We start from the raw sequence: 21,074 nt of genomic DNA, 5'->3' as shown, positions 1-21,074 counted from the left end.
TAATGGAAATGAGGTGGGTGAATGGATGCTTTATTAAATTCGTTAATTACTGAGTTAAGAAGAGGGACATTGACATTAGCGGTTTTAAGCCAATTAAGAACACCGCAGTATGGATATTCACTTGTCCAATTATTGGAGCAATCAGGGATCACAATTGATCAAAGTACTTTATATCCACTACTTCGCCGATTAGAAAAGCAGGAACTAGTGACGAGTAGTTGGGATAAAACGGAGAGTAGACCTCGTAAGTATTATGTTTTAAGTGAATATGGATTAGAGATTTTTTTGCAATTGAAAAAAGAATGGATAAAAGATTCAAAAGAACTTTATAACTTATTAAAGGAGGAGGACGAGAATGAATTTAATTGAGGTTTACATTCAGGAAGTTGCGAAGAGAATACCTGAGAAAAACCGTGATGATATTGTACTTGAGTTACGTTCGACAATCGAGGATATGTTACCCGATGATTATAATGAAGACGATGTAAAAAGTGTTCTTGCAAAATTGGGGAGTCCAGTCACATTGGCTAACGGGTACATGGATAGACCGATGCATTTAATTGGACCACGTTATTTTGATGTGTACACGACATTATTAAAAATGATCATACCGATTGCAGCTGTTATTGCACTCATTTCAATGGTTGCAGAAAATTTTATAGGCTATAGTGGTGATCAGGCGGTATTAAATGTTATTTTAAAATTGATAGGTGAAGGCATCGGGGAAATATTCGAAGTAGGCCTCCATGTATTTTTCTGGTTGACACTTGTGTTTTTTATTTTAGAGAGAACTGATAATGTAAAAGATCCACAACCATTAACAACAAGTTTTAAAAAATGGACTCCGGATGATTTGAAAAATACCCCTTTTATCCCGAAGAAAAAGAAGATTTCAAAGTTTGAAGTTTTTTGGGGTTTGATGTGGACAGCAGTCTGGACAACACTTTACTTCTATGCAAATCATCTCGTTGGCGTATATCATGGTACGGAAAATGGATTGAAGTTTGTCGCGCCTACGTTTAATCAAGATATTTTACTTCAGTATTGGCCAATCGTTGTAATTATGCTTGTTTTCGAAATAGGTATATCTCTTTATAAGTTAGTACAGGGACAATGGACGAAAAGATTGGCAATTGGAAACGCAATTCTTCAAATAACCGGAACAATAGTATTCATTGTAATTATAGTAAATCCGCATTTATTTAACGAAGGGTTTATTACGTATGTAGCAAATGTGTTTACTATTTCTCCAGAGGAATTTAAAACGCGGCTAATTGTTGGAGGGGTAATTATCTTCATATTATCCGCGGTACTAAATATTATTGATGGTTTTCGAAAAGCTAGAGTCCGTTCAGATAAATAAATCTAAAATTTTAATCAAAAACTCTCATTTTAGAAAGTTAAAGAGGAAAATTACTTTGAAAGGAAGAAAACAATGATAAGGGAAGCAACGAAAAAAGATTTAACATTTATTTTAGATATTTATAATGATGCGATACTTAATACAACAGCTGTATATGCATATAAACCTGTAACCCTTGAAAATAGAATAGATTGGTATGAACAAAAACAGGCTGACGGGTATCCAATTTTAGTATACGAACTAGATAATAAAGTAGTAGGATTTGCGACATTCGGCCCATTTAGAGCATGGCCTGCCTATAAATATTCAATTGAACATTCTGTGTATGTTAATAAAGAATATAGAAAAAATGGAATTGGAACTTCTTTAATGAAAGCATTGATCGCAATTGCAAAAGAAAGAGAATACATGACTTTAATTGCTGGGATTGATGCAGAAAATGAAAAAAGCATTGCTATGCATAAAAACTTCGGCTTTGTTTATTCGGGGACAATAAGCAAAGCTGGTTATAAGTTTAATAGATGGTTAGATTTAGCTTTTTATCAATTGGAGCTTAATGGCCCTGTAAAACCTATCGAAGAATAGATGTATTCGTTATACGTCGTAATAAATATTTTCAAAAGGTAGTATGAAAAAATTTCATGCTACCTTTTCTTATTGAATGCATGAATAGCATTTAACAAAAAAGGATTTTTATATTCTATATCGAATTTTGAAAAGATGATAAAACGATATAAAAAGAGGAATGAATATGCAGACTGTCATTGAAAAAATTAAAGAAATACAATCAGGTCAAATTGGATTAGTTGTTTACTCTACAAAGTATGAAAACATAGTTGCTTCCTATAATAGTGAACTTTATGTTCCATTAGCATCAGCAGCAAAAGTGGCAATTGGATTTGCAGTAGCAAAGATGGTAAAGGATAAACAAATTAGTTGGAATGCTATACTTCATCATATTAAGTTTAATCCAAATGAGGATAGTGCGCAGTTATATCCTCACTTACAAGGAAGAAATACATTAACACTTAGAAAAGCGGTTGAAGTGATGATAGCATGCCATGATAGCTATATTGCTCAGTCAATTGTTATGCACTGCGGAGGATGGGATACTGTCAGAGAATATGTTTCAGTGTATTTTTCAAAGATTCATATACAGGAAAACCCTAGAGATGAACAAAATATTGGAGAGTTAAATCAAGTACATTCACTTTTAGTACATATTTTTCAAAGTTATAAATCAGATCCAGAATTATGGGAACCAATTATTACTGGAATGGTAAGACAACAAGGTGATTATGTAGGTATACCGTATTATCATATAGCTCATATGACAGGTGGATTGCCCACAGCAACAATAAATATTGGTATAATGGGAATGTTTAATGAAGTTCCATTTCTTTATGTTATTGGAGGCAAAGATTTACCTGATCGATTTAATAATAAAATGGTAGATGAAACAATTACAGAAGCTTTGAAGTGCTTGTACAAAGAATATAAAAAAGTATCGCGGGGGTGAATGATTGAAAAGAAACTTAAAAACTTCAACGATTATTATTTTAATTTTAACAATTATTGCTCTTGAAGTTGGAATCGCACTATACGATCACAATTTGTCATTAGATACAATTTACTTTGCAGCGATTCTAATTTGTATTGTATTGCTTTTTGGCACACGTGTTTCTGTAGAGAAAGAAAATACATCGAAACAGAGACGAAGAAAAACAGCTCTTATATTTTGGCCATCTATTTTATTCTCAATCGTTAGTTTTGCAGTTATAAGTTATATAAGAACGGGCTATGTCTCTGTACCAGGAATAATTGGTTTTTCATGCTTTGTTACATATGGTGGATTTGTATTCATTAGTATTTTAAAGAGAAGAAATAAAAATTAAATGTAGCTTACTAAGGTGAAAGGAAGAAATATATATGAAACGTATAGAGAACGGTTCACGCACTGAAGGAGAATACATTAAAAATAAATTAATTCAATATAACATGTCTATTTTAACAGATGAAGTAAAACAGCCGATGGAACAAGTAAGCTTCGTAGTGAAAGATGAGGATGGAAAAATCTTTGGCGGGGTAACAGGAACGATGTATTTTTATCATCTACATGTAGATTTTTTATGGGTTGATGAATCGGTTCGTCATGATGGGTATGGAAGTCAATTGTTACATAAAATCGAAGAAATTGCGAAGGAAAAAGGGTGTAGGTTAATATTACTAGACTCATTTAGTTTCCAAGCACCAGATTTTTATAAAAAGCATGGTTATCGAGAGTTTGGGGTCGTTGAAGATCATCCTAAAGGATATAGTCAGCATTTTTTAGAGAAAAGACTTTAATATAATTATATTATGTTTACTAGGGGGATAGGAAATGTACACATATAAATTTCAACACGAACGCCCTATCTGTGCAGAACAAATAAAAAATCTTTACGATTCTGTAGGCTGGTGGCCAGAAAGAAAAGAAGTCGATATTGAAAAAATGTTAAAGAATAGTATAGCAATTGGAGTATGGGAAGAAAATGAATTAATTGGATTTGCTAGAGTTGTTTCTGATGGTGTTTTTCGAGCGTACATAGAAGATGTTGTCGTATATGAAAGTGTAAGAAATAAAGGCATTGGAGAGAAGATGCTTACTATGTTACTTCGAGAAATATCTCATATTGATATTGTTAGTCTATTTTGCGGAGAGAAACTAATAAAGTTTTATGGTGAACAGCAATTTCAAGCGACGAAGCAAATTGTGATGCATCGTAATCAAATAGTAAAAGAATAAGAGGTGTCAATTTTTATGAATGCAACAAGAGCATATTGTTTATCGAAAAGAAAAGCGACAGAAGATTCTCCAGATGGTTGGAATGCAACTTGTATGAGGCTCAATAATAAAATATTTGCGATAGTGAACCATGAAGAGGGTGAAAAAGCTGCAATCACATTAAAATGTGATCCGGAACTCGCATTAAGAATAAGAGAAGATTATCCAGATACAATAATTCCGGGTTATCATATGAATAAAAAACATTGGAATACAGTGTACATACATAAGGATGTAGAACAAGAACAAATTAATAAGATGATAGATTGGTCTTATGATTTAGTACTGCAATCATTTTCAAAGAAAAAACAGCAAGAGTTATTGGATTAATTAATAAGTATTAGGAGGAGAAATTAATGATAGATTCCACAAAGGATACTTATAATAAATTGGCTAGCACGTATAAAGAAAATCTTGATACGGTAAATCCATATAACAGTTATTATGAGAGACCAGCAATGATGGAAATCATCCCGAAGCAAATGCAAGGGATGAAGGTTTTAGATGCTGGTTGCGCAGCTGGTTGGTATTCTTCTCAATTCGTAAACCGAGGTGCAGAAGTTATGGCTATTGATGTAAGTCCAGAAATGGTGAAAACAGCAAGGGAATGTGTAGGTGAAAACGCAACGTTTCTTTGTCATGATCTTGAAGAAACATTACCATTTGAAGATGATACTTTTGATATCATTGTAAGTTCGCTTACTCTTCATTACTTGCAAAATTGGAGTGATGTATTTCAAGAGTTTCATCGCGTTCTTAAACCAGGTGGTTTATTTGTGTATTCAGTTCATCATCCGTTTATGGATTTTACAAAGTTTCCGTGTGAAGATTATTTTAAAACGCAGTTACTAGTAGATACTTGGCGTAAACCAAATATTACAATTGAAGTGAGTTTCTTTAGAAGATCACTTCAAGATATTATAAATGAAACAACGAATAATTTTGTATTAGAAGAGGTAGTCGAGCCGAAACCGATTGGAAAGATGAAAGAAGTAGATAAGAAGTCATATCATTATTTAAACACTAACCCGCATTTCCTTATTATAAAAGCGAAGAATACAAAGTGAAACCGTTTAAATAGCTTGTAAAATTGTTATATTTTACAAGCTGTTTTTAGTTTAAGATTAATAAAGGAAAGTATAAACTAGGAGAATTTATAATGATTAATAAACGAAACAGAATACTATACGCTATCTTTACTATAATCGTAATTGTTTTAGGCCTTAGTTCAAGAAAATTTGCATATGCTTTACCGGATATATTAAATGCTTATTTAGGTGATGCGTTATGGGCATTAATGATTTTTACGGGATTTGGCTTTTTATTTCCTAAAATAGAAACGAAGAAATTAGCTATTATTAGTTTGATATTTTGCTACGGGATTGAAATTAGCCAATTGTACCATGCAGAATGGATTGATAGTATTCGGGCAACGACATTAGGTGGACTCGTATTAGGTTACGGATTTTTGTGGAGTGACTTAGTGGCTTATACAATTGGTATTGGGGTAGGAATGCTTTGTGAGTTTATGTTACGGGAGAAATAAGAAATTTTAAAAAGGGGATTTGTATATGGAGCATGCACTGGAAATTGCAAAGTTTTGGTTTCATGATGAACATGTTACGGCTACTGTAATTCAATCCAAAGTCACAAAGGTTACGTGTAATAATAAAGCGTATATTTTAAAGGAGAAGGGATCGATAAAGCAGCTTCTAGTTGAACTAAACGTATTAGAACAGCTTGATCAAAAAGGAATTAGAGTACAAAAATTAGTGAAAACGAAAAGTGATGAAAGGTACGTATTTTATAAAGAGAAGTATTATTGTTTGTATGATTATGTTGCCGGAAGTGTGCTAGAAATAAAAGATACAGAAAAGCTGAAAGAGCTAGGAAGCACAATTGGAGAGGAATTGGCCAATCTACATCAGGCTCTTAATTCAGAAGGGAATGTAAGTGAGTTAATAAAAAGGGATTTGTATAAAGTGTTATACGAGTGGGCTATGCCGATTTTAGAAAAGAATGAGCAAGTTCAGCGTGATGTAATTCAACAAATGAATAACTTACATAAAAAATTCAAAGAAAAAGTTCAATTATTACCGAAACAAATCATTCATCGCGATATGCACTTATCAAATGTTATCTTTCAAGACAATGAATTTCAGGGATTTATCGATTTTGAACTTTTGGAAGAAAATGTAAGAGTATTTGATCTAAGTTATTGTTTTACCAGTGTATTAAGTGAGCTATATATGGATGAAACATTAAGAAGGAACTGGTTACAAATCGTTAGAACTATTTTTGAAGGATATAATAAGCAAAATGCATTAACAAGAGAGGAAGTACAGGCTATTTGGTTCGTCATGCTTTCTATTCAAATTATCTTTATTACTTATTTTGTCCAGTCAGTTGATTTACTAAAGTTGAATGAAGAGATGTTCTTATGGATTTTTGCGAATAAAGAAGAAATTGAAGAAGTTATAGCAAGTATCGTACGTATATAAATAAAGTAGAAAGTTTATTGATAAGTACGATATGAAAAAGGAGCCATTTATGAAAAAAATAATATTGATTGGTTCTGGTGGTTCAGGAAAATCCACATTAGCAAAACAGTTAGGAAATAAATTAAACATAAACGTACATCATCTGGATGCGTTATTTTGGAAGCCGAATTGGGTAGGTGTTCCGAGAGACGAACAAAGAACCGTTCAAAATGACTTAATTAAAGAAGAAAAGTGGATTATTGATGGGAATTATGGCGGGACAATGGACATAAGAATTAATGCAGCTGATACAATCATCTTTCTTGATATTCATAGAACGATATGTGTTTATCGTGCTTTTAAAAGAATTGTACAATATCGGAATAAAACAAGACCGGATATGGGCGCAGGATGTGAAGAAAGGTTTGACTTGCAATTTTTTAAATGGATATGGGAATATCCTAAGATGAAAAGACCTGCAATTTTAAAAAGTCTAAATCAATTAAGTCAGGATAAAGAAGTTATTATTTTAAAATCTCCAAATGAAGTTCAGCGATTTTTAAAGGAAGTGCGGCAACTATAAATTTATGCACTAAAATAATTAATTTTGTTCCATTTTAAAATGGAGGGATAACATTGAATGAAATCATTCGCTCGATTGATTCTTATATGGTAAAAATTCCAGTAGGAGAGGTAATATTAAGAGATGATCGAATAAAAAAAGAATGGAAAGTTCAAATTAAGCCGTTTCTTCTTGCAAAGTATGCTGTAACGATGGGATTATATGATGCCGTTATGAATAATACACCAAATGTATTCAAAGGAAATAATAAACCAGTTGTAAATATTTCATGGAATGATGCGATTCTGTTTTGTAATTTACTTTCAAAAAAAGCGGGATTAAAAGAGTATTATTCTATTAGTGATAACGGTCAAACGGTTCGTTGTAATTTAGATTCAAACGGCTACCGATTACCTTCTGAAGCAGAGTGGCAATATGCATGTAAAGCAGGAACTACTGGATACATATATGGAGAACTTAAAGAGATTGCTTGGTATAATGAAAACTCAGAGGGACATATTCATGAGGTCGGTACAAAAGAACCGAATACATGGGGATTATATGATATGTTAGGGAACGTTTGGGAATGGTGTTATGATTTGTATGATGAAAAGGTATATGGATCGTATCGAATTTTCCGGGGTGGTAGCTGGGCTGAAGAGGCTAGAGGCTGCGGTGCTACTTGTCGTAGGCGTAGTCATCCTACATTTCAAATAGATGATCTTGGGTTTAGGCTTGCTAGGTCCATTTAGAAGGAGAATAAGAGATAGGAGTAGGGAAAGTACCCGTACTCCTAATGACAACTTAGAAATCATTTAACTTAAGGAGTGTTTATATTGGCACGTGTATTATTCATTAATGTTGGATCAGAAGGACATATTAACCCAACGATTCAAGTTGTAGAAGAACTAATTGCACGAGGAGAAGAAGTAGTTTATTTTTCAATAGAAGCTTTCAGAGAGCGTATTGAGAAGACAGGTGCTACGGTACGAACGATTGATGATGAAAAATTTTTACAAGCTTTTCTTTCCGGTGGACGAAATTATATACATGAAAGAATAAACGGCCTTTTACATACAGCAGATATTGTAATACCTAGTGTTCTAGAACAAATTGAAGGGGAACATTTTGATTATATTATTCATGATTCCATGTTTGGTTGTGGCCGTTTAATTGCTCAAATTCTTAAGCTTCCAGCAATAAATTCGTGTACATCTTTTGCGCAGGATGAAACATCATTTGAAAGAATGTTAGACCATCTTTCGAAAAATATCCCTGTGGAAATTAATGATAGAATTAATAATGATTTTCAAAGCTTAAAAACAGGAATTAAAGAAAAATATGGTGTTGAAATCCAATCACCTTATGAAGTTTTCTGTAATCCCGCACCACTTACCATTGTTTATACAACAAGGGAATTTCAACCTTTTGGGGATGCATTTGACGAAACTTTCAAATTTGTAGGACCATCTATCGCTACACCAATCGCAAAAGAGGGCTTCAATTATACTTTAATTAAAGAGAAAAATCCGATTTATATTTCACTAGGCACTGTTTTTAATGAAGCGATTGATTTTTATAAACTTTGTATTAAGGCATTCGAGAATAGTGACCATACGATTGTTATGTCTATTGGCAGCAAAACAAAAATAAGTGATTTAGGTGATATTCCTGAAAACTTCATTGTGAAAAATTATGTACCACAAACTGAACTTCTTACATATTCGAAATTATTTATTACACACGGCGGGATGAACAGTACGCATGAAGGACTCTCTAACGGTGTTCCACTCGTTGTAATTCCGCAAAGCGCAGATCAACCAGTAATCGCAAAGCAAGTGGAGAGTATCGGGGCAGGAGTTCAGTTACATATGAAAGAATTAACTGAGGATCAACTACGTGAAAGTGTTGAGCTAGTATTAAATAATCCGTCATTTAAAGAAGCTTCTTTGAATATGAAGGAGTCTTTCCAAAAGTCAGGTGGGCATAAGCAAGCTGTTGATGAGATTTTTACATTTATAGGTCGGTAGTAAATGTAAAACTGTACATGAGAACAGTGTCTATGAAAGGGTATTATATGAATCCATAATGCAGATTCATATAATACCCTTTTTATTATGCCAATTCTTTCGTCATAAGAATGTGCGGAATTCCATCTTCCATAAATACGTCAGATGAGGTTTGATAGCCTAATTTTTTATAAAATCCTTCGGCATGTGTTTGACCATGCAATTTAACTTTGATTGCTTCTTTTTTATGAGCAATCTCTTCTAATGATTGAATAATTACTTTTCCTAATCCGTATTTGCGATAGTCTTTTAAAATACAAATTCTTTCTAGTTTACCTATCCCGTCAACAAATCGTATACGACCAGTACCTACAGGAAGCTCATTATAATAAACTAAAATATGTTTGCATTCTTCGCCAATTCTATCAAATGTATCGAACTCGTCTTCAAGAGGGACACTTTGTTCTTTAACAAATACCTCTTTTCGAATATGAAAGGCAGTTTCTAAATCTGTAAGTTCTGTTATGAGTTTTGATTCCAATGTGTTCAGCCCTTTCTAGAATGATATGTATGTGTTTTCATAGTATATCATACAGTAGCGTTATAAAAGGAAAAAGAAAAACTGACTTTCAAAAGTCAGTCTTTAAAACAGTTAATATTCTTTTATACCGTTCTCGGTTCCGATTATTGCTGTGTTCGTCATATTTATAAATAATCCACTTTCAACTACACCAGTAATCATTTTTAGCTCTTTATGCATGTCGTTTGGATTCAATATTTTATTTGGAAAAATACAATCAATAATGAAATTACCGTTATCGGTTATAAATGGTTCGCCATTTTTCATACGTAAACGCGTTTCGCATCCTAAAGATTGAACTTTCTTTTCAGTTTGTTTCCAAGAGAAGGAGACTATTTCAATAGGAAGTGGAAAGGCACCTAAATGTGAAACGAGTTTGGATTCATCTGCAATAATAATAAGTTTTTCAGATGAGGCAGCGACAATTTTTTCGCGAAGTAATGCACCACCACCACCTTTTATTAACTGCAAATTCGAATCAATTTCGTCTGCACCATCTATAGTGAGATTGAGTATATCAATTTCATTTAAGGGAATTAATGGAATTGACAGTTGTTTAGCTAATGCTTCAGTTTCTTTTGATGTTGGTACTGCTTGAATGGATAAACCTTCTTGCACACGTTTCCCTAATTTTTGTATTGTCCAATATACGGTGGAGCCTGTGCCGAGTCCAACTTTCATATTGTCTTGTACAAAATCCGCAGCATATTCACCGGCGAGCTGTTTTAAATTCATCGCTTTACTCCGCCGGACGTGGTCCAGCATCTAAGCCAGAATTTTCAACTGTAAGGATAGGGCGGACAGTAATATCTTTGTGTACACGCATTTGGCACGATAATCTTAAATGATCTTCAATTCCTTTTTCCGTAATCGCTTGTTTTTCATCATTTGTGGGATCACAAAAATCACCTGCAATGACTTCAACTCGACAAGTTGTACATCTTGCTTTGCCACCGCAACGATGTAGAATATGCACACAGTTATCTTCAAGTGCTAATACTAATTTCGTTCCTTCCTTAATATCAAAAGTTCCGGTACCTTCAACTGTTAATTTTGGCAAATGGATTCCTCCTCATGTAAAATTCTATATAACATATTTATGACCCGTATTCATGAACATAAACATAAAATTTATTATAAGCCCCGTAACTTTTTTATTTGTTCAATCGTTTATTAAGTAAGCGCTGAAAAGGAGTGGTTATTTTGTGCACAAAAGTAACGCAATTCTTAAAGAATCATATCGATATGAATCCTTCAAATATAAATTTTTTAATTGAGCAATATGGAGAGTTAAAAAGGTACTGTACGTTTTTAACGAAAAACAAATGGGATGGAGAAGATCTCGCCCAAGAAGCAGTATGTAAAGTTCTTCAAAAGTATAGTGATAAAGATATTTGTATGACGCTTCTATATAAAATAGCTAGAAACCGGTGGCTAGACCAAGTAAAAGTAAAGTCAGTTCAAGAGAAAATGGAAGAGAAAATTACATTTGAAGAACCACATGAAAAGATTGCAGATTTGCATGAGATGGTAGGAAAAGTACTATTTTCGCTAAATGTGCAACAATCCGTAATTTTATTATTAAAGGATGTTTTTCAGTATAGTATCGCGGATATTGCAAAAATATGCTCTGTATCAGAAGGTGCGGTTAAAGCATCGTTATTTAGGAGTAGAAATAGGCTGAAAACTGTAAGTGAAGAAGGCATTGAAATAGTGGAGTACACGGATGATGTTGAAGTCGTTGTAACTTCTATTCGTGAAGAAAGACCTGAATTGTTGACAAAACTTCTCCCAACAATAGATTTCACTAAGTTACCATCAATACAACCGGTGTTATTATTCAATATGAAAAAAACTTCTTCTTACAGTTGTATGCTTAGTGCGGCATAAAATAGATGGAGGGATTTATAATGAATGCAATTCCTTACGTAGTAGAACAAACGAAGTTAGGAGAGCGCTCCTATGATATATATTCAAGGTTATTAAAAGACCGAATTATTATGATTGGTTCTGAAATTAACGATCAAGTTGCAAGTAGTGTCGTAGCACAATTATTGTTTTTAGAAGCGGAAGATGCAGAAAAGGATATATTCCTGTATATCAATAGTCCAGGTGGTTCAACGACAGCGGGATTTGCAATATTAGATACGATGAATCTTATTAAACCAGATGTGCAAACGCTTTGTATGGGCTTAGCGGCATCATTTGGTGCACTATTATTATTATCAGGTGCAAAAGGAAAACGCTTTGCGTTACCTAATAGTGAAATCATGATTCATCAACCGCTCGGTGGTGCGAAAGGGCAAGCGACGGAAATTGAAATTACAGCAAAAAGAATATTAAAGTTAAAGCGTGATATTAATAAAATGATTGCAGAAAAAACAGGGCAACCAATTGAAAGAGTAGCACATGATACAGAAAGAGATTATTTTATGACTGCAGAAGAAGCGAAGGAATACGGGATTTTAGATGATGTCGTTACGAAAAAATAAAATAAAGCAGGCTAGAGATTATAATTTATTCTCTAGCCTGCTTTTTAATCTTTTATCCATCCATCAACTAATGTTTGATTTTTTTTAATCCATTTTCGTGCAGCTTCTTCTGGGTCTTTCGTTTTATTTAACATGACCATTAACGTACCAAGCTGCTCATCGTTCATTTTCCATTTATCAAAGTATTTCACAATATCAGGATGATCTTTTTCGAAACCTTTACGAACTGAGTAATAAATGTCATCTTTTTCACCATATACTTTCTTAGGGTCTTTTAAATATTTCAAGTCAAATTCTGAAAAACCCCAATGTGGATTCCAAAGCGTAACAGCGATTAGTTTCTTTTTCGTATATGCCTTTTTTAGTTCGCTCATCATCGCAGCTTCTGAAGATTGGACAAGTTTTAGTTTTATATCATATTCCTTCATTGCTTTATTCGTTAAATTCATAAGACTACTGCCAGGTTCAATCCCGACAATTTTATTTTCTAACTCGTCTTTATGCGCATTTAAATCTTCAATACTGTTAACGTTTTTCACATAAGAAGGAACAACTAGACCAAGTCCAGTACCTTCATACCATTTTGATTTTAAGACAATGTCATTTTTATAACGATCGTTTAATGGTTTATCCGTAACAGGAAGCCATACTTCTAAATTAGCATCAACATCACCGCGAGCGACTCCAGTCCAAATCGCAGCTTTTTCTAAATACATAAGCTCTACTTTATAACCTTTTTCTTCTAATAAAACTTTCCACATATTTGCGGTTGCAATATTTTCTTTCCAACTTGTTACACCAAGTTTAATTTTTCCTTTCGAATTTGCATTTGTTGCATTACAAGAAGTGAAAATCATACTAATAAATAATAAAAGACTTAATATCCATATTTTTTTTCGCATTAAAAAACCTCCTATGAAACCTTAACTCATATAAATAAATCTATAAGTGAACACTCTTATTATGAACGGAAACGAGAATTTTAAAGGAAACTTATGAATGTCATTTTTATGTAATATTTATTTGTAAAATCGCAACACTATGTGAATAGATGGGTAGGAAAGGAGTAGCTGTATGAAAAATACGAAAGTACGTGTCGAGAACGTAACAAAAGTTTTCGGGAAAAATCCTCAAAGAGCGGTTGCTTTATTAAAGGAAGGAAAGAGTAAATCTGAAATATTAAAAGAAACGGGAATGAATGTTGGTGTGAAAAAGGCAACATTCGATGTGTATACGGGAGAAATATTTGTCATAATGGGATTATCCGGTAGCGGAAAATCAACGTTAGTTCGAATGCTAAATCAATTAATCAAACCCACAGCAGGTCATATATACATAGATGGTGAAGACATTGCAACGATGGGAAAAGAAGAATTGCGAAGAGTGAGAAGAACGAAGATGAGCATGGTATTTCAAAAGTTCGCTTTATTTCCGCATCGTACAGTTATACAAAACGTTGCGTATGGTTTAGAAATACAAGGAGTTCCAGTAGAAGAACGAGAAAATAAAGCGTTAGAATCGTTGAAGTTAGTAGGACTTGAACATCATAAAGATAATTATCCTAGTCAACTTAGTGGTGGTATGCAGCAACGTGTTGGAATTGCAAGGGCGTTAACGAATGATCCGGATGTTTTATTAATGGACGAGTCGTTTAGTGCGTTAGATCCGCTTATTCGAAAAGAAATGCAAGATGAATTGTTAGAGTTACAAGATAAAATGGAGAAAACAATCATTTTTATTACGCATGACTTAGATGAAGCCCTTCGAATTGGTGATCGAATTGCATTAATGAAAGATGGAGAAGTAGTTCAAATTGGAACACCAGAAGAAATAATGATGAGCCCTGCGAATGAATTTGTAGAGAGATTTGTCGCAGATGTTAATTTAGGAAAAGTCATTACGGCAGAATCGATTTTAAAAAGACCAGAAACGTTATTAATCGACCGTGGGCCTCGTGTAGCTCTACAAATTATGAGAAATGCGGGTGTTTCTACTGTATATGTTGTGAACAAAAAGTATGAGTTTTTAGGTATTTTAACAGCGGATGATGCTAGTAAAGCTGTGCAAAAACAGTGGCCAATTGCTGATTTATTACTTAATGATATTCCGCACGTTTATTTAGATACTTTACTTGAAGAAACGTATGCAAAAATGGCGGAGATGAAATTTCCATTACCAGTAATTGATGAAAAGAAAAGGTTAAGAGGAATTATTAAACGTGAAAGTGTCATTCAAGCTCTTGCAGGTAATATCGAGGAAGAGGTGAAAGACGATGAATAAAATTCCACGTATTCCATTAGGCGAATGGGTTGATACATTTGTTGCGAGTTTATATGATCACTTTGAAGGGTTGTTCCGAGGGTTCTCCTATATTATTGGCGGATTCGTTGATTTACTCACTAATTTTTTAACAATAATACCATCCATATTGATGATTATTATCGTATGTTTCCTCATTTGGTACACAACGAAAAAAGTATCTTTAGTCATTTTTACTCTTATCGGTTTATTGTTCATTTTAAACATTAATTATTGGGGACAAACGATGCAAACATTAGCGCTCGTTCTCACTTCAGTTATTATTTCCATTATAGTCGGCATTCCAATTGGTATTTTAGCATCACAAAATGAACGTTTTTCAAAATTTTTAAAACCGACATTAGATTTTATGCAAACAATGCCGGCATTCGTATATCTCATTCCCGCAATAACATTTTTTGGAGTAGGCGTTGTGCCGGGTATTATTGCTTCCGTTATTTTCGCAATGCCACCGACAATCAGATTTACAGACTTAGGAATTAGACAAGTTCCAGAAGATTTAATTGAAGCAGCAAATGCATTTGGCTCTACCGCATCACAAAAATTATTTAAAGTACAATTACCACTCGCAACGGGTACGATAATGGCTGGAGTGAACCAAAGTATTATGCTTTCGTTATCAATGGTTGTAACGGCTTCGCTTGTAGGGGCACCAGGACTTGGAGTCGATGTTTACCGCTCCGTTACACAAGTAAATATCGGAATGGGATTTGAAGCTGGACTAGCTATTGTAGTAATTGCGATTGTATTAGACCGAATTACACAAGGGTTTCATCAAAAAAGAAAATAAAAAAGAAAACACACTTTATACTTCAAAGTGTGTTTTTAATTATGTTCGGAAAGATTACATCCGAACGATAACTGAACCTCCAGCTGGTGCACAAACTTGGTTTTGCTGTTGTTCCATTGATTTAATTAAATGATTATTTTCTTCGATTAAAGAGATTAATTTTGCTAATTGGCTCTCAAGGCTTGCAATGCGTTGCATCATGTATTGAGAATCATGATGAAGTGTATTCCTCGTAGTGTGGGGGGGATAAACATATTGCTGATTTAAATTTGGATTCCAATGAGGATGCATATGAATTGTTCCTCCTTAAATGAATTACAGATCTTTCTTATAGTAAATGCCTATACATATTTAATGGTGACTTATAAAAAAATTTCATTAGAAGAGGATATTGTAAAGACTATGGATAAGTAGTATTATAACTGCAATTAGTTTGTATTATTATAATTATTTGGATGTATTAGCGAGTTTAGCTATAACAAAGTTGTGTATGAGTGGAAATGTTGTTAATTTAGCCTCTATGGTATTCATTAATATTATTGATAGCCATGAACAAAGGGGGATTTTTATTGGCTAGTAATAAAAAAGTAATGAGGCAATGGCAACAGGAATCGGTATAGGTATCTTTATTGGATTAGCTCCCGGTTTATTTGCAGACAATCTAGTAATAGGAATTGCAATAGGGATTGCAGTTGGAATGGGGATAGTTTTATATAGAAATCAGAAATAGATTGTCCTTTTAATATAGATTATTAAGATATAAAAAGGACAAACAATCTTATTTTTCGGAGCATTTTACTGAAAAATCAAACTATAAATCTTATTTTTATGATATTATATAATGTAAATTTAAGGAAAGAGGGATGGGTATGTCAATAAATAATCAAGCAGATGAAAACTGCTTCATTTGTCAAAAACATGAAGGAAACATAGCAGTTTCAGGCGGGGCAATTTATGAAGATGATCTTGTATACGTTGGACATGTCCATTGGGATGACGAAGAAACATATCTTGGTTATGTAATGATAGATATAAAGAGGCATGTACCTGGCCTTGCTGAGCTAACAGATGAAGAAGCGAAAGCGTTCGGACTGATAACAAGTAGAGTAAGTAAGGCGTTGAAAGAGTGTGAAGACGCAGAACATATTTACACTTTCGTTTCAGGCAATGGTGTACCTCATATGCATATGCACATTATCCCGCGTTATCCGAATACACCAAAAGAATATTGGTCACCAACTGAAGTAGCGGAATGGGCAGGTGCACCGCATGGTGACTCAGAGGAAATTAAAAAACTATGCGAAAGAATACGAAAGTATATGGTAAATAAGTATGTATACAACAAATAATACACAATATTCATGGGTTGGAAATACGGAAATGTGTTTAGGAGAAGTGTCAGTTAAGCAATATGGTGACATTGTACTTGGTAAATACGGCGGGAATATAAGTGCTGGAGCGAAAAAGAATGAAGATGGTGCGTTAGTTTGGTCAAATGGTGATTGGGAATTTACGGCAATATTAGATGGACATAATAGCGCAGAAAGTGTTGATCTAGTAGTAAATACAATCGAAAAAGAATATGAAAATATAAAAGTGATTATGAATGAATCAATTGAAACAGTATTTCGATCTGTTGAAAATCATATACTTACAGTTTTTCAATCACAGTCATTTAAAGAAGAATGTAAAAAAATTAAAGGTGAGACAGCTTGTTTAATATGTGTAAGAAAAGAAAATTATATATGGTGGCTATCTATTGGCGATTGTCTAGTTTATGTATTGCATGAAGAGTTACATAAATTAGGACAATTTGCATTGAATCAACGTCATTTTTACGAATGGATTGGAAATGTAAACACATTTGATTTACCCGTTCCTTGTTATTCATCGGGTATTCGTGAATTACGTACTGGAAAGAATCGAATTGTGATGGTGACAGATGGGGTATTAGAATGCGGGGAACGTGGTTATGAAACGCCATTAAATCTGTATAATGATATGAATAGAAATAATATAGAGCTTAAAGAAAATGTTCACAATGTTTTAGAACACGTTCATCACCAATTAGGGCGAGATAGTGCGACAATTATTAGTTGGGATGTTGAAAATAAAGGAAATACTACGTATCCGAGTGATCAGCCGGAGAAAAGGTAAAGGAGGAGACATCACTGGTTTTAGTGAAAGGAATTGTATTGGTATTATGGATCATATTCTTAGTTGTTTTGGAAAATGTAGTGAGAAAAAAACTAAATATACCGAAACAAACAGGATGGAATAGTAAATATGTAAACAAGTCTCATAAATGGGGAACTAGAGCTATCATCATTTCTTATATAATTGTTACGATGATATGTTCTTTTTTAAATCCCATATATATTAGTAATTTACCTATTTTATTTTTAATAACTCTATACTGCTTTCAATCATATATGGAGTGGAAATTCGATAAAGAATCGAGGGAATATGTGATTTCTTTAGGAACGGTTCCAACATTAATAATTACAGGAATTATACTTAATCTTTTCTTTTATAGCTATTGGATTTAATCTATTTTGGAGAAAATGTGGAATTAAGGGGGATAATAAATTATTTAGAGAATAATAAAAATAATATAGTCAACTTTGTTTCGAAAATATAAATAAATAGGAGGGAAAGCATTGGGCAACTCTACTATTTGGATTATAGCTATAGGACTAATTATTGCTGGATACTTTATAGAAAAGTTTTTAAGAAAAAAATTGAATATGCCGAAGGGGAATTCTTGGATATATAAGCATGTAAATAGCCTACATGTAAAATTGGAAATAGGTCTGTTTATCGTATATCTTATAGTAAGTTTTATTTATCTGTTCAAAGCAGAAAATGCTAATATAGGAATTGCTGTACTTACTTATTGCGGAACAACATCCCTAATACGCGTATGGATGGAGTGGAAATATAACAGAGAGACAAAAGAATATATTCTTTCTATAATCGGATTTTTTGCATTTATTTTTATGGTTTCAATGTTATTTTATTTTGATCCTCTTTACACATAGTGATATTGGAATAACTTTCAATGATAAAAGTTTAAAAAGAGTAGCTACCATTATTTATTTTGATGGCTACTCTTTTTATTTACATCTTTCTAAAACTCCTCAAAACAAGAAACTCCCACAATCTCCACGGAAGAATCTTCTTCGCGAAGATCATAAATTTTACCCCTTTTCCGATTGGGTATCGTAATGTAGTATGTTTTGCTTCGGCAATTTCAACGATTTTATTAGCTACATCTATCGGATTACCAAATGTATCACTGCCGCTATTAATATGTTTTTGTATTTTATCCATATATTCTTTGTAAGGAGAGGTTGTATTAGATTTGTTTTCAGCTAATTGTTTGCCTACTTCCCATATGTTTGTGTTATAAGAACCAGGTTCAATTAATGCGACATCTATCCCGAATGGTTTTACTTCTAAGCGAAGAGATTCACTCCAGCCTTCTAATGCATATTTTGAAGAAACATAAGGGGATAGACCAGGGAATCCAACTTGTCCGCTAATGCTGCTTATATTAATGATTTTTCCGCTTTTTTGTTTACGCATATAAGGTAAGACGAGTTGCGTGATTGATATAGCTCCGAAAAGGTTCGTTTCAAATTGTTTACGGTATTCTTCAGTTGGAATTTCTTCTACAAAGCCACCATTTGCATATCCTGCATTATTTATGAGCAGATCTACTCTGTTTATTTCTTCTAAAAATAATTGGAAGCTATGTATGGAATTTTGGTCTGTTACATCTAATTGTTGTACTTTTATATTATGTTGTAAGTTAAGTACAGTAGCTTGAGATATTAAGTTTATTTGTTTATCAATATTTCGCATAGTAGCGATAACAAAATAATCTTTTTTTGCTAATTCAAGAGTTGTTAATAGTCCGAATCCACTTGATGCTCCTGTAATAACCGCAATTTTTTTATTCATTGTCCGCTCGCTTTCTTTTTCTTTTATCATAACGAGTAATAAGGAGAAAATCTATTACTCTTACATATAGTTTCTATACATATATTCGTTATGATAGAAATTTGTGTTATTCCTATATTCTATGGGGCTATATACGGATTAAGTGTTTTCAAATTCTTTATTTGCATATGTATGGAAATGGTTCTAAAAAGGGAATTTTGTGGACTCAGCGTATATAGAGAAGTAAGCATTATATAAATTAATGAAACGGGGGAAGAAAAATGGTCCATGTGAAAGATATATTAGCAGATCAGTTATTAGCAAATGCGAATGATCCGAGTTGGTATATTCCATTTTCAGATGCAGTAAAAGATTTATCTGAGAGAGAAGCTTTCTGGAAGCCGAATGAAGAGAGTAATAGTATAGCTGAAATTGTACAACATTTACTGTATTGGAACTCGACGTGGCAAACAAGGTATAAAGAATCAAATGTTAATGCCGTGCCCGCTATCGGTGATAATGACAAAAGTTTTATGCTTTCAGATAATCAAACATTTGAAGAGTTAAGAGAAAAACTACTAGAGAAATTGTTACAATGGCAAAATCTCATAAATGAAGACAAGGTTGAAAGTGATGTAATTGGATTTCCTGTATGTGCGAAGTGGTGGGAAGTGATAAGTAATGTAACTACTCATAATGCTTATCATATAGGTCAAATTATTTACATTCGGAAATTACAGAAGAGTTTTGATAGTGAATAAGGTAAGGATTCTCTAACAGAGTGAACAAAAGTGGACAAAACGAGACAGCTGTCTCGTTTTGTCCACTTTTTATTTTTAAAGGAAAGAGAAAACCTATTAAACCAAGGTTTATAGTTTAATCGAAATGCTTCGTTACTTTTTGATTTCACTCGCTGAAGTAATATTTATTCTTGTTCTTTGTTGTTGTAATCATTCTAAACGGAATATTATCAACTGTACATTTCCTTTTAAAAAAACATTTATTAGAATGATATATTAAATAGATTAACTTCTTTTTCTGGATATAAATATATTTTAGGAGAGATTTCATTGAAATATTTCACAAAAGATTGGTATAAAGAAATGCAAGTTTCAGGATTTGTAAATTTCATAGAATCAATGGAAGAATGGGAAGAGATGGAGCAGGATTATATACAAAGTTTAAAAGATGATGTAGAAGAAAGGAAAGAAGATTTATTAAAGTTTCTTACTGTATCACTACACCCGTATATTCATAACAATACAATTAATTCGGAATACCCATCGGATAAATTAAAGAAACTTATGCAAGAGTGGACAGATGATTATGAGAAAAGAATGACTCATTTAGATCAATCATACATAAAGCACTTTAATTCTATTAAGAAAAATCTCCCACCAAATGTCGTTCAATTACACGAGTTCTCTCTACATGATAGTGTGATTCTTTCATTGGAGTGGAAATCAAAAGATGTATTAACCATAATTTTGGATTGTAGTGGTACTTTTAGCGATTTCGATAAACTTCAAGTAACTTTTACAGGTGTGAAGAAATGTTCTATGCCGAAAAATTTTGAAGGTGCTTGGTGGCTTTATCATGAATTAGATCTTAATGGAGATGGATTTGAATTGGGTGTTTTATATGATTGTCCGTTTTTGGAAGTAACGATTTGTGCAGAAGATTTACAGATTGAAAAGGAATAATCCTGTA

General features: G+C 33.1%; 30 protein-coding genes and 1 pseudogene. 25 read left to right on the top strand and 6 right to left on the bottom strand.

Features of this window, described 5'->3' with window-relative positions; genetic code table 11:
- Positions 1–21: 21 nt before the first annotated feature.
- The 14 genes from VK90_RS05285 to VK90_RS05220 all read left to right on the top strand — a co-directional run bounded on the left by VK90_RS05285 (position 22) and on the right by VK90_RS05220 (position 9,259).
- A complete protein-coding gene (locus VK90_RS05285; RefSeq protein WP_048370980.1) occupies positions 22–369 on the top strand; it encodes a PadR family transcriptional regulator in 348 nt (115 codons plus the stop codon).
- A complete protein-coding gene (locus tag VK90_RS05280; protein WP_048370978.1) occupies positions 356–1,363 on the top strand; it encodes an HAAS signaling domain-containing protein in 1,008 nt (335 codons plus the stop codon). The genes VK90_RS05285 and VK90_RS05280 overlap by 14 nt, the downstream gene beginning before the upstream one ends.
- 72 nt (positions 1,364–1,435) lie before the next feature.
- Complete coding sequence (locus VK90_RS05275) at positions 1,436–1,948, top strand: GNAT family N-acetyltransferase (protein WP_048370973.1); 513 nt, start codon at positions 1,436–1,438, stop codon at positions 1,946–1,948.
- Between the two features lie 166 nt (positions 1,949–2,114).
- The gene (locus VK90_RS05270; RefSeq protein WP_048370972.1) at positions 2,115–2,882 is read left to right on the top strand and encodes a serine hydrolase; all 768 of its coding nucleotides are present in this window, start codon (positions 2,115–2,117) and stop codon (positions 2,880–2,882) included.
- A gap of 4 nt (positions 2,883–2,886) precedes the next feature.
- Positions 2,887–3,258, top strand: a complete 372-nt coding sequence (locus tag VK90_RS05265; protein WP_048370971.1) for a hypothetical protein — start codon at positions 2,887–2,889, stop codon at positions 3,256–3,258.
- A gap of 34 nt (positions 3,259–3,292) precedes the next feature.
- Positions 3,293–3,709, top strand: coding sequence for a GNAT family N-acetyltransferase (locus tag VK90_RS05260; RefSeq protein WP_048370970.1), 417 nt, complete (start codon positions 3,293–3,295; stop codon positions 3,707–3,709).
- A gap of 34 nt (positions 3,710–3,743) precedes the next feature.
- Positions 3,744–4,148: a GNAT family N-acetyltransferase gene (locus VK90_RS05255; RefSeq protein WP_048370969.1), complete on the top strand. Its 405-nt coding sequence runs from the start codon at positions 3,744–3,746 to the stop codon at positions 4,146–4,148.
- Positions 4,149–4,163: 15 nt separating this feature from the next.
- A complete protein-coding gene (locus tag VK90_RS05250) occupies positions 4,164–4,517 on the top strand; it encodes an MmcQ/YjbR family DNA-binding protein (protein WP_048370968.1) in 354 nt (117 codons plus the stop codon).
- A gap of 26 nt (positions 4,518–4,543) precedes the next feature.
- On the top strand, positions 4,544–5,254 hold the full coding sequence (locus VK90_RS05245) for a class I SAM-dependent methyltransferase (RefSeq protein ID WP_048370966.1): 711 nt from the start codon (positions 4,544–4,546) through the stop codon (positions 5,252–5,254).
- Between the two features lie 92 nt (positions 5,255–5,346).
- The gene (locus tag VK90_RS05240; protein WP_048370964.1) at positions 5,347–5,733 is read left to right on the top strand and encodes a ribosomal maturation YjgA family protein; all 387 of its coding nucleotides are present in this window, start codon (positions 5,347–5,349) and stop codon (positions 5,731–5,733) included.
- Positions 5,734–5,758: 25 nt separating this feature from the next.
- Positions 5,759–6,688: a phosphotransferase enzyme family protein gene (locus VK90_RS05235; protein WP_048370962.1), complete on the top strand. Its 930-nt coding sequence runs from the start codon at positions 5,759–5,761 to the stop codon at positions 6,686–6,688.
- A gap of 49 nt (positions 6,689–6,737) precedes the next feature.
- A complete protein-coding gene (locus VK90_RS05230; RefSeq protein WP_048370960.1) occupies positions 6,738–7,250 on the top strand; it encodes a DNA topology modulation protein in 513 nt (170 codons plus the stop codon).
- 53 nt (positions 7,251–7,303) lie between these two features.
- Positions 7,304–7,981 carry a formylglycine-generating enzyme family protein gene (locus VK90_RS05225; protein ID WP_048370959.1) on the top strand — a complete coding sequence of 226 codons (678 nt, stop codon included), beginning with the start codon at positions 7,304–7,306 and terminating at the stop codon, positions 7,979–7,981.
- Between the two features lie 84 nt (positions 7,982–8,065).
- The gene (locus tag VK90_RS05220) at positions 8,066–9,259 is read left to right on the top strand and encodes a macrolide family glycosyltransferase (RefSeq protein WP_048370957.1); all 1,194 of its coding nucleotides are present in this window, start codon (positions 8,066–8,068) and stop codon (positions 9,257–9,259) included.
- Between the two features lie 85 nt (positions 9,260–9,344).
- On the opposite strand, the gene VK90_RS05215 is transcribed toward VK90_RS05220, so the two are convergent.
- The 3 genes from VK90_RS05215 to VK90_RS05205 all read right to left on the bottom strand — a co-directional run bounded on the left by VK90_RS05215 (position 9,345) and on the right by VK90_RS05205 (position 10,878).
- On the bottom strand, positions 9,345–9,779 hold the full coding sequence (locus tag VK90_RS05215) for a GNAT family N-acetyltransferase (RefSeq protein ID WP_048370952.1): 435 nt from the start codon (positions 9,777–9,779) through the stop codon (positions 9,345–9,347).
- 111 nt (positions 9,780–9,890) lie between these two features.
- Positions 9,891–10,553, bottom strand: coding sequence for a ribose 5-phosphate isomerase A (gene rpiA / locus VK90_RS05210; protein ID WP_048370950.1), 663 nt, complete (start codon positions 10,551–10,553; stop codon positions 9,891–9,893).
- Positions 10,554–10,557: 4 nt separating this feature from the next.
- The gene (locus VK90_RS05205; protein ID WP_048370949.1) at positions 10,558–10,878 is read right to left on the bottom strand and encodes a 2Fe-2S iron-sulfur cluster-binding protein; all 321 of its coding nucleotides are present in this window, start codon (positions 10,876–10,878) and stop codon (positions 10,558–10,560) included.
- A gap of 143 nt (positions 10,879–11,021) precedes the next feature.
- Between VK90_RS05205 and VK90_RS05200 the strand changes: the two genes are divergently transcribed.
- Both VK90_RS05200 and clpP read left to right on the top strand, forming a co-directional pair.
- Complete coding sequence (locus tag VK90_RS05200; protein ID WP_048370947.1) at positions 11,022–11,708, top strand: RNA polymerase subunit sigma-70; 687 nt, start codon at positions 11,022–11,024, stop codon at positions 11,706–11,708.
- A 20-nt stretch (positions 11,709–11,728) separates the two neighbouring features.
- Complete coding sequence (gene clpP / locus VK90_RS05195) at positions 11,729–12,310, top strand: ATP-dependent Clp endopeptidase proteolytic subunit ClpP (RefSeq protein ID WP_048370945.1); 582 nt, start codon at positions 11,729–11,731, stop codon at positions 12,308–12,310.
- A 44-nt stretch (positions 12,311–12,354) separates the two neighbouring features.
- On the opposite strand, the gene VK90_RS05190 is transcribed toward clpP, so the two are convergent.
- Positions 12,355–13,212 (bottom strand): glycine betaine ABC transporter substrate-binding protein, encoded by an 858-nt coding sequence (locus VK90_RS05190; protein WP_048370943.1) that lies wholly within the window; start codon positions 13,210–13,212, stop codon positions 12,355–12,357.
- Between the two features lie 172 nt (positions 13,213–13,384).
- On the opposite strand from VK90_RS05190, the gene VK90_RS05185 reads away from it, so the two are divergent.
- Together VK90_RS05185 and VK90_RS05180 are read left to right on the top strand one after the other, a co-directional pair.
- Positions 13,385–14,590 carry a quaternary amine ABC transporter ATP-binding protein gene (locus tag VK90_RS05185; protein ID WP_002172263.1) on the top strand — a complete coding sequence of 402 codons (1,206 nt, stop codon included), beginning with the start codon at positions 13,385–13,387 and terminating at the stop codon, positions 14,588–14,590.
- On the top strand, positions 14,583–15,419 hold the full coding sequence (locus VK90_RS05180; RefSeq protein ID WP_048370941.1) for an ABC transporter permease: 837 nt from the start codon (positions 14,583–14,585) through the stop codon (positions 15,417–15,419). Before VK90_RS05185 ends, VK90_RS05180 begins: the two co-directional genes overlap by 8 nt.
- Before the next feature lie 54 nt (positions 15,420–15,473).
- On the opposite strand, the gene VK90_RS29755 is transcribed toward VK90_RS05180, so the two are convergent.
- Positions 15,474–15,710, bottom strand: a complete 237-nt coding sequence (locus VK90_RS29755; RefSeq protein WP_048370939.1) for a hypothetical protein — start codon at positions 15,708–15,710, stop codon at positions 15,474–15,476.
- 257 nt (positions 15,711–15,967) lie between these two features.
- Between VK90_RS29755 and VK90_RS30125 the strand changes: the two are divergent.
- The 5 genes and pseudogenes from VK90_RS30125 to VK90_RS05150 all read left to right on the top strand — a co-directional run bounded on the left by VK90_RS30125 (position 15,968) and on the right by VK90_RS05150 (position 18,460).
- Positions 15,968–16,149: pseudogene (locus VK90_RS30125) on the top strand (septum formation initiator).
- Positions 16,150–16,288: 139 nt separating this feature from the next.
- On the top strand, positions 16,289–16,768 hold the full coding sequence (locus VK90_RS05165) for an HIT family protein (protein ID WP_048370937.1): 480 nt from the start codon (positions 16,289–16,291) through the stop codon (positions 16,766–16,768).
- Positions 16,752–17,576, top strand: a complete 825-nt coding sequence (locus VK90_RS05160) for a PP2C family serine/threonine-protein phosphatase (RefSeq protein WP_048370935.1) — start codon at positions 16,752–16,754, stop codon at positions 17,574–17,576. The genes VK90_RS05165 and VK90_RS05160 overlap by 17 nt, the downstream gene beginning before the upstream one ends.
- Before the next feature lie 68 nt (positions 17,577–17,644).
- A complete protein-coding gene (locus VK90_RS05155) occupies positions 17,645–17,968 on the top strand; it encodes a DUF4181 domain-containing protein (protein ID WP_082147811.1) in 324 nt (107 codons plus the stop codon).
- 111 nt (positions 17,969–18,079) lie between these two features.
- Positions 18,080–18,460: a DUF4181 domain-containing protein gene (locus VK90_RS05150; protein ID WP_048370932.1), complete on the top strand. Its 381-nt coding sequence runs from the start codon at positions 18,080–18,082 to the stop codon at positions 18,458–18,460.
- Positions 18,461–18,539: 79 nt separating this feature from the next.
- Here VK90_RS05150 and VK90_RS05145 read toward each other — a convergent pair whose 3' ends face one another.
- On the bottom strand, positions 18,540–19,385 hold the full coding sequence (locus VK90_RS05145; RefSeq protein WP_048371252.1) for an oxidoreductase: 846 nt from the start codon (positions 19,383–19,385) through the stop codon (positions 18,540–18,542).
- A gap of 260 nt (positions 19,386–19,645) precedes the next feature.
- On the opposite strand from VK90_RS05145, the gene VK90_RS05140 reads away from it, so the two are divergent.
- Together VK90_RS05140 and VK90_RS05135 are read left to right on the top strand one after the other, a co-directional pair.
- Complete coding sequence (locus tag VK90_RS05140; RefSeq protein ID WP_048370930.1) at positions 19,646–20,125, top strand: DinB family protein; 480 nt, start codon at positions 19,646–19,648, stop codon at positions 20,123–20,125.
- Between the two features lie 309 nt (positions 20,126–20,434).
- Complete coding sequence (locus VK90_RS05135) at positions 20,435–21,067, top strand: DUF4085 family protein (protein ID WP_048370928.1); 633 nt, start codon at positions 20,435–20,437, stop codon at positions 21,065–21,067.
- The last annotated feature ends 7 nt before the right edge of the window (positions 21,068–21,074 follow it).

The organism is Bacillus sp. LK2 (genome assembly GCF_001043575.1).
GTDB lineage: Bacteria > Bacillota > Bacilli > Bacillales > Bacillaceae_G > Bacillus_A > Bacillus_A paramycoides.
This window is presented reverse-complemented; position numbering and strand designations above follow the sequence as displayed.

Coding starts and splice junctions, on each gene's coding strand:
- VK90_RS05285 (WP_048370980.1), top strand. CDS start 22: ATGGATGCTTTATTAAATTCGTTAATTACTGAGTTAAGAAGAGGGACA.
- VK90_RS05280 (WP_048370978.1), top strand. CDS start 356: ATGAATTTAATTGAGGTTTACATTCAGGAAGTTGCGAAGAGAATACCT.
- VK90_RS05275 (WP_048370973.1), top strand. CDS start 1,436: ATGATAAGGGAAGCAACGAAAAAAGATTTAACATTTATTTTAGATATT.
- VK90_RS05270 (WP_048370972.1), top strand. CDS start 2,115: ATGCAGACTGTCATTGAAAAAATTAAAGAAATACAATCAGGTCAAATT.
- VK90_RS05260 (WP_048370970.1), top strand. CDS start 3,293: ATGAAACGTATAGAGAACGGTTCACGCACTGAAGGAGAATACATTAAA.
- VK90_RS05255 (WP_048370969.1), top strand. CDS start 3,744: ATGTACACATATAAATTTCAACACGAACGCCCTATCTGTGCAGAACAA.
- VK90_RS05250 (WP_048370968.1), top strand. CDS start 4,164: ATGAATGCAACAAGAGCATATTGTTTATCGAAAAGAAAAGCGACAGAA.
- VK90_RS05245 (WP_048370966.1), top strand. CDS start 4,544: ATGATAGATTCCACAAAGGATACTTATAATAAATTGGCTAGCACGTAT.
- VK90_RS05240 (WP_048370964.1), top strand. CDS start 5,347: ATGATTAATAAACGAAACAGAATACTATACGCTATCTTTACTATAATC.
- VK90_RS05235 (WP_048370962.1), top strand. CDS start 5,759: ATGGAGCATGCACTGGAAATTGCAAAGTTTTGGTTTCATGATGAACAT.
- VK90_RS05230 (WP_048370960.1), top strand. CDS start 6,738: ATGAAAAAAATAATATTGATTGGTTCTGGTGGTTCAGGAAAATCCACA.
- rpiA (WP_048370950.1), bottom strand. CDS start 10,553: ATGAATTTAAAACAGCTCGCCGGTGAATATGCTGCGGATTTTGTACAA.
- clpP (WP_048370945.1), top strand. CDS start 11,729: ATGAATGCAATTCCTTACGTAGTAGAACAAACGAAGTTAGGAGAGCGC.
- VK90_RS05190 (WP_048370943.1), bottom strand. CDS start 13,212: ATGCGAAAAAAAATATGGATATTAAGTCTTTTATTATTTATTAGTATG.
- VK90_RS05185 (WP_002172263.1), top strand. CDS start 13,385: ATGAAAAATACGAAAGTACGTGTCGAGAACGTAACAAAAGTTTTCGGG.
- VK90_RS05180 (WP_048370941.1), top strand. CDS start 14,583: ATGAATAAAATTCCACGTATTCCATTAGGCGAATGGGTTGATACATTT.
- VK90_RS29755 (WP_048370939.1), bottom strand. CDS start 15,710: ATGCATCCTCATTGGAATCCAAATTTAAATCAGCAATATGTTTATCCC.
- VK90_RS05165 (WP_048370937.1), top strand. CDS start 16,289: ATGTCAATAAATAATCAAGCAGATGAAAACTGCTTCATTTGTCAAAAA.
- VK90_RS05160 (WP_048370935.1), top strand. CDS start 16,752: ATGTATACAACAAATAATACACAATATTCATGGGTTGGAAATACGGAA.
- VK90_RS05145 (WP_048371252.1), bottom strand. CDS start 19,385: ATGAATAAAAAAATTGCGGTTATTACAGGAGCATCAAGTGGATTCGGA.
- VK90_RS05140 (WP_048370930.1), top strand. CDS start 19,646: ATGGTCCATGTGAAAGATATATTAGCAGATCAGTTATTAGCAAATGCG.